Source organism: Thermanaerothrix sp., assembly GCF_056331585.1.
In genome coordinates, this window is the sequence record NZ_JBWGPQ010000021.1 from 38,510 (window position 1) to 47,283 (window position 8,774).

Sequence of the window (8,774 nt, forward strand, 5' to 3'; positions counted from 1 at the left end):
ACGCACCAAACCCTAACCCTTATTTACCAGTTTATACCTGTTCGGGTACGTGGCAAGAAGTTTTGGGGGTGAAATTTGGGGAATTCATGCAAACGCGCATCAGCCGATGCTGCCCGTGGGGGCAACCATTTCTCCCTCGCCCCGCAGCAATCCAATGCCGTGTTCGGCGACTGCTTCGCGTGCTCCCACATCGGCGCGAATGGCAAACCCATACACCAGGTAAGGGGGTGGAAAGCCAGCCTTGCTCAGGCGCTTCTGCCACCCGGCGAAACGCATCCGCTGCGCCCATGCTTGCATATCGCGGCGGCTTAGGCGTGCCTTGGATTCGACCAGGACCGAATACTGTTGCCCCTGCGCATCCTCAACCCGCAGCGCAACATCCACCTCGCCATTGAGACGCAGGTTGACTGCGTCCCCGAGCAGGCGGTAACCCTTGTGACGCAGGACGAACTCCACCACACTGGCCGCCTCTTCCTCGAGCGTGGCGCCAAAAGCAGCCTTCAACCCATCCATTTCGTAAGTCAAACGGTCTACCCGTTGCTCCAAGCGCGTCAGACGCTCGTCAGTGCGCGCCTGGGCTATCTCCACGCGAGTCAGACGTTCCTCGGTGCGCTTTTGGGCCTCGGTCAATTCTCGCACCACCCGCGAAAGTTCTCGAACCTCCTGAGGGAGGGCGAGAAAATCCTCACTGAGCAACAGACGGCGCAGTTCTTCGCGCCATTCCGGATGCTTGCGCAGTAGATCTACCAATTGGTGATAATCGTTGACCTCAAAGACATAACCTTGACCTTAACCTGCCCTCATTATACCCCAAGGCGGCGCTGGGTAGAGCGCCGCACCAACAATTGCCCTTTGAGGATCACCTGGCGGTAGGGTAGGTCGGGGTTTTCCAAACGTTCCAGAAGCATACGCATGGCCATACGCCCGATCTCGTAGGTCGGTTGGGCAATGACGGTCAATGGGGGGTCAACCAGCGGTGTCCAGGTGGTTTCGTCAAAGCCAGCCAAGCCAATAGCCTCCGGGATCGGGAAGCCAGCCTCTCGAATGGCTTTGAGCGCGCCGGCCAGTAACAGACTGTTGGTGGCCAGGATGGCATCGGGTGGGGGTTGGGCTTGTAGCAGGGCACGAGTGGCTTCATAGCCGGCCTGAATATAAGGGGGGAGAAAGCGCATCTGGAGCGGCGCTGAGCCATGCTCACGTAGTGCCCTCTCAAACCCGCGCTGGCGCTCCCGCCCGGTTACGCTCATTTCCCCGAACAGACCCACCACGCGTGTATAGCCCTGCTCCAACAAGTGCTGGGTCAGACGATAGGCGGCTTCGACGTTATCAATCAGCACCATATCCACATCGCCCTCACGGACGGCGCGGTCAATCACCACGGTGGGGATGGTAAGGTTGAGTTCGGTAAAGTGCTCTGAGGCGTGACGGGTGGGCGAAAAAATCAGGCCAGCGACGTTGTGATCGCGCATGGATTGCAGATAGAGGGCTTCCTTTTTGGGATTCTCATCCGTGTTGCCCAGGAAAAGGGTGAATCCATTCTCATAGGCCAGGTCTTCCACCGCACGGCTGACGTCGGTGAAATAGGGGTTGCGAATGTCGGAGACGAGCAGGCCGATGGTATTGGTCTGTTGGGCACGCAGCCCACGCGCCACCAAGTTCGGGCGGTAACCCAGGCGTTCGACCGCTTCCAACACGCGCCGACGCACCTCGGGGCTGACGTAAGGCTTGTCGGCCAGAACCCGCGAGACAGTCGCTGTTGACACACCGGCGGCGCGTGCCACATCCTTGATGCTCGGCATAACCATTCCGTTTTTGGTTGCAGGATTATGTTCATTATAGCACAAGCGGCTGAGATGCGGTCGTATGCTGTAATCGTTTACTAATTAAATCGCCTCCATTGGGGTGACTTGAGGCGTAAAATGCCGTATTTCGGGCAATTTTGGGGAGGGTATTGACAAATTGCGTCAAATCTCTATAATATGGATTGTAAACGATTACATATTTTGCCCGCCTTTCCCCCAGGAGGTTGACATGCTCACCCTTTCCCCAGCCCAAGTGATGCTGGGCGCCCAGCCGGCAGATAAAGAAGCTGCCATCCGGGCGGTAGCGCAATTATTGGCGGATACTGGCCATGTCCAACCGGCTTATACCGAAAGCATGCTCAAGCGTGAAGAAGTGGCCGACACCTATCTTGGTCACGGTGTTGCTATTCCTCATGGCTTGCCGGAGGATCGCGATCTCATCCTCAAGACCGGTATCGCCGTGCTACAGGTACCCACAGGCGTACCCTGGCATCCCGATGCCATGGCCCATCTCATCATCGGGATTGCTGCTCGCTCCGATGAGCATCTGGGGGTGTTGCGACGGCTGACGCGGCTGCTCCAAGATGGTCAGCAGGTGCAGCAGCTGGCGCACACGTCCGATGTTGCCAAGATCATCCTGGCGCTGACCGGCGAACCCCCGGTCGAAGCTCCTGTCACGCCCCGCTCCCCTTCTGAGGGTGAGGTGGCTGTGATTCTGCGCAACAAGCATGGTTTGCATGCCCGCCCGGCCACCGTCTTTGTGCGTCTGGCAAAGCAATTCCAGGCTACCATCCGAGTGCGCCTGGGGGAGCGGGTAGCCGATGGTAAGAGTCTGCTCTCGTTGTTACAGCTGGGTGCCGATTGCGGTACCACCCTTTATCTCTCTGCCGAAGGTGCCGATGCACCTATTGCCCTGAAGACCCTATGGGAAGCTATCCAAGCCGGCTTGGAGGATGAGGTGCAGGGATGATAGACGTCGTCACCGTTACCCTCAATCCGGCTATTGATCAAACCATCTATGTTGAGCATTTTGCGCTCAACACCGTTAACCGCATGCAACATATGCGTCAGGATCCCGGGGGCAAGGGGGTTAACGTCGCTTCCTATTTGGCGGATTACGGTTTGCGGGTGGCCGCAACGGGTTTTTTGGGACAGGATAACGCGACGCTCTTTGAACAATGGTTTTCACGCAAAGGCATTCTAAATCGCTTCATTTATCTCCCCGGTGCAACCCGCACCAATATCAAAATTGTGGACGAAGCCTTGCGCCAAACCACCGAAATCAACATGCCCGGACTGGCACCAAGCTCACTGGCTTACCAGCAGTTGCTGGGCACCCTGGAAGACCTGGCGCTAAGTTGTGAGTGGTTTGTGCTCTCCGGCAATCTGCCGCCGGGCTTGCCCGCCGAAACTTATGCCGAGATCATCCGATTGCTCAAGGCGCGTGGCAAGCGCGTGATCCTGGATACCAGCCAGGAAGCACTGCGTCAGGGGGTGCTGGCCGGGCCGCACATCCTCAAGCCCAACCTGGACGAATTACAGCATCTGCACGGTCATTCCCTACTCACCCTCGCTGCCATTGAGGCAGCCGGGCGGACCCTGCTCGATTATGGAGTTGAACTGGTTGCGGTTTCCATGGGTAAAGAAGGTGCGCTTTTTATCACGGCAGAGCAATCCCTCCAGGTTCAGGTACCGTCGGTAGCCGTACTGAGCACGGTTGGTGCCGGTGATGCCATGGTGGCAGGCATTCTGGCCGCCCAACGTCAGGGGTTGCCGCTAGTAGCGTGTGCTCGCCTGGCGACCGCTTTTGCTCTAGGTACGCTTTCTACATTTGGTCCAAATCTGCCCGAGCGCGTGGTATTGGACTCCCTGGCCGATCGTGTGTCTATCCGGGTCCTCAACGGAACCCAGATCTCACCCCCTATCTAATCCCACCCCATTTCTAGAAAGGAGTTACAGGAGGATGGCAAAGATTGTAGCAGTGACATCTTGTCCGACCGGCATCGCGCATACCTTTATGGCTGCCGAGGCAATTGAACAAGGAGCCCTGGCGCTTGGGCATACGATCAAAGTGGAGACGCAGGGCTCGGTGGGTGCCGAGAACCCGCTCAGCGCTGAGGACATTCGCCAGGCCGACGTGGTCATCATTGCCGCCGATACCAAAGTGGATCTGGCGCGCTTTGCCGGTAAACGTGTCTATCAGACTTCGACCAGCGCTGCGATTAACGATGGTAAATCGCTGGTCGAGCGTGCCTTACGCGAGGCGGTTGTTCTGGCCGCGCCAGACAAAGCCGAAGCCTACGTGGCCGAGGTTGAAGCCGCTAAAGCCAAGCGCGCTGCCGAACGCACCGGCGTCTATAAGCACTTGATGACCGGTGTTTCCTATATGATTCCTTTTGTGGTGGCAGGTGGTTTGCTGATTGCAATTGCCTTTGCCGCTCGCGGTATCTACGCCTTTGATGCAGCCAAAGACCTCCAAGGTAATCCCATCACCCCTACGCCCTGGACCACCTTTTGGGCGAATCTCTTTGCCGTTGGTGCGCAGGGCGGCTTTGGGCTGATGGTACCCATCCTGGCCGGTTTTATTGCGTTTTCGATTGCCGACCGCCCCGGCCTGGCCCCCGGCATGATCGGTGGCGTGGTCGCGGGCCTGACCGGCTCGGGCTTTCTGGGCGGCATCGTGGCCGGATTTATCGCCGGTTACTTCACCCAGTGGCTGAATCAGGCACTCAAACTGCCGCGCAACCTGCAAGGGCTAAAGCCAGTACTAATCCTACCCTTGCTTGGTTCGTTAGTCGTGGGTATCCTCATGTTCTACGTGGTTGGCACGCCGGTTAAAGCCGCGCTGGATGGCCTGACGGGTTGGCTCAACAGCCTGCAAAGCGGCAGCAAGGCCGTGCTGGGGTTGATCTTAGGGGCAATGATGGCCTTTGATATGGGCGGGCCGGTGAACAAAGCCGCTTATACCTTCTCGGTGGGCTTGATCTCGGCGCAGGTTTATCAGCCCATGGCTGCGGTGATGGCCGCCGGGATGACCCCGCCGCTGGGGCTGGCGCTGGCTACTTGGCTGTTCAAAAACCGCTTTACATCTGATGAGCGTGAGGCGGGTAAAGCTGCGGCGGTGTTGGGCATCTCATTCATTACGGAAGGCGCTATTCCCTTCGCTGCCCGTGATCCCCTGCGTGTTATTCCCTCGATTATGGTCGGTTCCGCCGTTGCCGCGGCGCTTTCGATGATCTTTGGGTGCGGTCTGCGCGTGCCTCACGGTGGTATCTTCGTGCTCCCCATCCCCAATGCGGTAGAAAATCTGGGGCTCTACGTGGTGGCGATCCTGGTTGGCACCGTGGTGACCACGGCCATGCTCTACCTGCTTAAGAAACCGTTGAGCGAATAACACCCCCCGAAACTCGTCCTAACCTGGGCATCTGCCGGCTGTTGCTTGCTCGAGCGCAGCCGGCAGTTTTTATCCCCCTTCACGGCCCGCGCTGGGTGATGATCACTACCCAATAAGAACGATACTCCCACCCCTCTTCGGGTACGTTGGCATAGCCGATGCCGAACTCGGTCTGTGCGGCGTAGAAATCGGTCAACCCTAGTAGATGGCTACGATGGCTATCGGATTGCATCCACGAGTTCCATACCTTTTCCACCACATCGTGCCAATCGGGGGTGGGGGAGGCAGCATAGTAGGCAATGGATTCGATATTATTTGCATCCACGCTCTGGCTGTACCAGGACGGCAGAGGATACCCGGCTTGGCGTACTAGGTAGTTCGGGCCATAGCCTTCAGGGGTCACGTGGCTGAAATAATTCCGCAGGCCCATATCCAGGGCACGCTCGCGGGCTACGCGTTGCAAAATGTTGTTGCAGGTCAGGCTTTTGTGGCGTTGCTCGGGATCATTGAGCAGGCGATTCAGGATGGCCTGTTCCTCAGGAGAGAGTGATTCACAGGCCTTGGCCTCGCGCGCGACCAGCGGCAGGTAGAGGGTGTAGGTAGGGGTTTGGGCCCGGCTGGGGACGGCCAGTGCATGCAAGCCCCACCCCAGCGCGAGGATCAAAAATGCCAGCCATCTCAGTAGATGGCGTTTACGATGTTTAGGAACGATGTAAGGCGGATGTGAAGGCAGCATGCTTGGGGCCAATTTTACCCGAAGTGACTCCATTTTGGGGACATTGCCAACATAGTAGTGTAAAGAAAGTGGATTGAAGTAGGGTACAGCCTTTACAAAAACCATGACTTCCATATCCGTTGAGGCTATTACCCATGGCTTATCTCAATTCCCGCCTTCCCCTGCGCTTCCTTAGCATGTTATAATCTAACCAGAGCATGACGCTCTAATTTATGCCAAGGAGGTATGACCTATGACGCTGAGCAAAGCCTTAAACGACGCCATCAATGCCCAGATCGGGCGCGAGTTTGGCGCTTCGCTCCAATATACCAATATCGCCGCCTACTGCGATAGTCACGCTTTTCCCAAACTGGCGCAGTTCTTCTATAAGCAGGCCGCGGAAGAGCGTGATCACGCTCTGCGCTTCATCAAGTATGTGGTCGAGGCCGGTGGCACGGTGGAAATCCCGGCGGTAGGTGCCCCCCAGAGCACCTTTGAGAACGTGGCCGAGACCTTCCGCCTCGCTCTCCAATGGGAGGAGGAAGTGACGCGCCAAATCAACCACCTGGTGGACTTGGCGGTGGCCGAGAAGGATTATCAGACGCGCCACTTCCTAGATTGGTTCGTTGAAGAGCAATTGGAAGAGGTTAATACTATGGACACCCTGCTGCGCATCGCCACCCGCCTCGGCGAACAGAACATCACTTTGCTCGAACTCTACCTGCCCGAATTGGAAGAGGAAGAATAATGCGGCGGCGGGTGCCCTCGGGCACCCGCCCTTCGCTACAAGGCCAGCCACCACACCAGCCATAGCCCGATCATCAGCAGGGCGATCAAGGCGCGCACCACCACCGCCCAGCCACAGCCAACCGCCAAGCCGCGGGTGGAATCGAGGGCTTTGCGCCAATCGCGCAGGCGCAGGTACTCCACGACAAAGATACCGACCAACGCCAGTAGTAAGCCACCCAACGGCGGCCAGAGCAGACTGCCCACCAGCGCTCCCAGCAAGGCAGTTCCCACCGCAACCCACGATGCCCCACTGCGCCGCGCACTCCCGCCCATCAGCACGTTATCCACCACGCTTCCGATCAGCATCAACACTGTGATCAGCGCGAACAGGGCAATGCCGCCCCCCTCAAAGCCCATGACCAGGCCATAAACCAACACTGCCGCCCAGATCATCACCAGACCGGGTAGGATGGGGAGGATCACCCCCAGCAGCCCCACCAGCATGAAGGCCAGCAAGATGAGCGGAAAGGCCACCTCGCGCAGGACGTCCATCGTTCACGCCTCAGGGCGGATGATCTCGATGCCGCCCATCCAGGGGCGCAATACCGGAGGCACGACCACCGACCCATCCGGTTGCTGATAGTTTTCCAGCACCGCGATCAGCGTGCGCGGCAGCCCTAAACCGGAGCCGTTGAGAGTGTGCACCAGGCGCGCTTTACCTCCGTCTACCGGGCGGTATTTGATGTTTGCCCGCCGCGCCTGAAAATCGGTCACATTGGAGACCGATGAGACCTCCAGCCATTCACCACAACCTGCCGCCCACACCTCGATATCATAGGTGATCGCGGCCCCGAAGCCAAGATCGCCAGTGCACAATTGCACGACGCGGTAGGGCAGACCCAGTTCAGCACAGGTCTGCTCGGCATCGGCGCGCATCTTCTCTAATTCGCGCATGGAATCCTCGGGTTTGCAGTAGATATACATCTCCACCTTATCGAACTGATGGCCACGCTTGATCCCGCGCACGTCGCGCCCGGCGCTCATCTTTTCGCGGCGGAAGCACGGGGTATAGGCGGTGTAGCGCAGGGGTAGAACGGCTTCGTCCAGGATTTCGTCCATGTGCATCCCGGTCAGTGGTACTTCGGCGGTGGGTACCATCCATAGGTCTTCTTCAATGTCGCGATAAAGATTATCGGCAAACTTGGGTAACTGCCCCGAGGCAAACAGCACCTCCCCTTTGACCATAAATGGAGGGTATTGCTCGCGGTAGCCCTGGCGGATGTGCAAATCGAGCATCCAGGCGATCAGGGCACGCTGGAGGCGGGCGCCGGCGCCGCTGAGGATGTAGAACCGCGAGCCGCTCAATTTGACCCCGCGCTCAAAATCCAAGATGCCCAGGCGCGGGCCAAGTTCCCAATGTGGCAGGGGGGTAAAATCGAAACGCGGTTGTTCGCCTACTGTTTTGATCACCACGTTATCCTGCTCGCCCGTGCCGTAAGGTACCTCGGGGGCGGGCAGGTTGGGCAGAGTAGCGACCAGATTACGCAGGTCGGTTTCGACCTGGCGCACGGCCTCATCCAGTGCGGTGATGCGCTCGCCCACCTGGCGCATGGCTTCAATTTTGACTTGACGTTCGGCCGGGTCTTTCATCCGCCCGATCTCACGCGAGACGGCGTTGCGCTTGGCTTTGAGTGCTTCAACTTCGGTAAGCAGGGCGCGGCGGCGGGCATCCAGCGCCAGCACCTCATCAACCGGACTGGGATCCATCTGGCGCGCCCGCAAAGCCTGGCGCACGATATCAGGTTGCTCGCGAATGAGGTTCAAGTCCAGCATTGGAATAACCCTCCCAAGGTTAGAATGAAAAGCCCCTCGCCTGCGCAGGACGAGGGGGAGCATCTCGTGGTGCCACCTGCCTTCGCCGGCAGCTCAGAGCCACCGACCTCATTTGGGGGATAACGGCCCCGCACCGTCCTCCTTACAGCCACGCTGAAAACGGGCTCCTGCAGAGGCGACCGGCCTGCGCAAGGCAGGCCCCCGGGGTGGAAGTGGAAAGCGCCGTTAAGTTCGTCGGCTCGCACCATCCGCCGGCTCTCTGGGTAACCGCCCGGCGCGCAGTCCCGGGTGAGTCTTTACT

General features: G+C 58.5%; 9 protein-coding genes. 4 read left to right on the plus strand and 5 right to left on the minus strand.

What is annotated here, in order from left to right:
• Positions 1 to 99 precede the first annotated feature (99 nt).
• Positions 100 to 750 carry a hypothetical protein gene (locus AC01YT_RS08695; RefSeq protein WP_476674594.1) on the minus strand — a complete coding sequence of 217 codons (651 nt, stop codon included), beginning with the start codon at positions 748 to 750 and terminating at the stop codon, positions 100 to 102.
• A gap of 53 nt (positions 751 to 803) precedes the next feature.
• Positions 804 to 1,799, minus strand: a complete 996-nt coding sequence (locus tag AC01YT_RS08700) for a LacI family DNA-binding transcriptional regulator (protein ID WP_476674596.1) — start codon at positions 1,797 to 1,799, stop codon at positions 804 to 806.
• A gap of 232 nt (positions 1,800 to 2,031) precedes the next feature.
• Between AC01YT_RS08700 and AC01YT_RS08705 the strand changes: the two genes are divergently transcribed.
• From AC01YT_RS08705 to AC01YT_RS08715, 3 genes are read left to right on the plus strand one after another with little or no spacing between them, the layout of a single operon-like run.
• Positions 2,032 to 2,772, plus strand: coding sequence for an HPr family phosphocarrier protein (locus tag AC01YT_RS08705; protein WP_476674598.1), 741 nt, complete (start codon positions 2,032 to 2,034; stop codon positions 2,770 to 2,772).
• On the plus strand, positions 2,769 to 3,731 hold the full coding sequence (gene pfkB / locus AC01YT_RS08710; protein WP_476674600.1) for a 1-phosphofructokinase: 963 nt from the start codon (positions 2,769 to 2,771) through the stop codon (positions 3,729 to 3,731). Before AC01YT_RS08705 ends, pfkB begins: the two co-directional genes overlap by 4 nt.
• Positions 3,732 to 3,765: 34 nt before the next feature.
• The gene (locus AC01YT_RS08715; RefSeq protein WP_476674602.1) at positions 3,766 to 5,196 is read left to right on the plus strand and encodes a PTS fructose transporter subunit IIC; all 1,431 of its coding nucleotides are present in this window, start codon (positions 3,766 to 3,768) and stop codon (positions 5,194 to 5,196) included.
• A gap of 79 nt (positions 5,197 to 5,275) precedes the next feature.
• Here AC01YT_RS08715 and AC01YT_RS08720 read toward each other — a convergent pair whose 3' ends face one another.
• Complete coding sequence (locus tag AC01YT_RS08720; RefSeq protein WP_476674604.1) at positions 5,276 to 5,932, minus strand: CAP domain-containing protein; 657 nt, start codon at positions 5,930 to 5,932, stop codon at positions 5,276 to 5,278.
• Between the two features lie 232 nt (positions 5,933 to 6,164).
• Between AC01YT_RS08720 and AC01YT_RS08725 the strand changes: the two genes are divergently transcribed.
• Positions 6,165 to 6,659 (plus strand): ferritin, encoded by a 495-nt coding sequence (locus AC01YT_RS08725; protein WP_476674606.1) that lies wholly within the window; start codon positions 6,165 to 6,167, stop codon positions 6,657 to 6,659.
• 35 nt (positions 6,660 to 6,694) lie between these two features.
• On the opposite strand, the gene AC01YT_RS08730 is transcribed toward AC01YT_RS08725, so the two are convergent.
• Complete coding sequence (locus AC01YT_RS08730) at positions 6,695 to 7,192, minus strand: DUF456 domain-containing protein (RefSeq protein WP_476674608.1); 498 nt, start codon at positions 7,190 to 7,192, stop codon at positions 6,695 to 6,697.
• 3 nt (positions 7,193 to 7,195) lie between these two features.
• Complete coding sequence (gene serS / locus AC01YT_RS08735) at positions 7,196 to 8,473, minus strand: serine--tRNA ligase (protein WP_476674610.1); 1,278 nt, start codon at positions 8,471 to 8,473, stop codon at positions 7,196 to 7,198.
• Between the last annotated feature and the right edge of the window lie 301 nt (positions 8,474 to 8,774).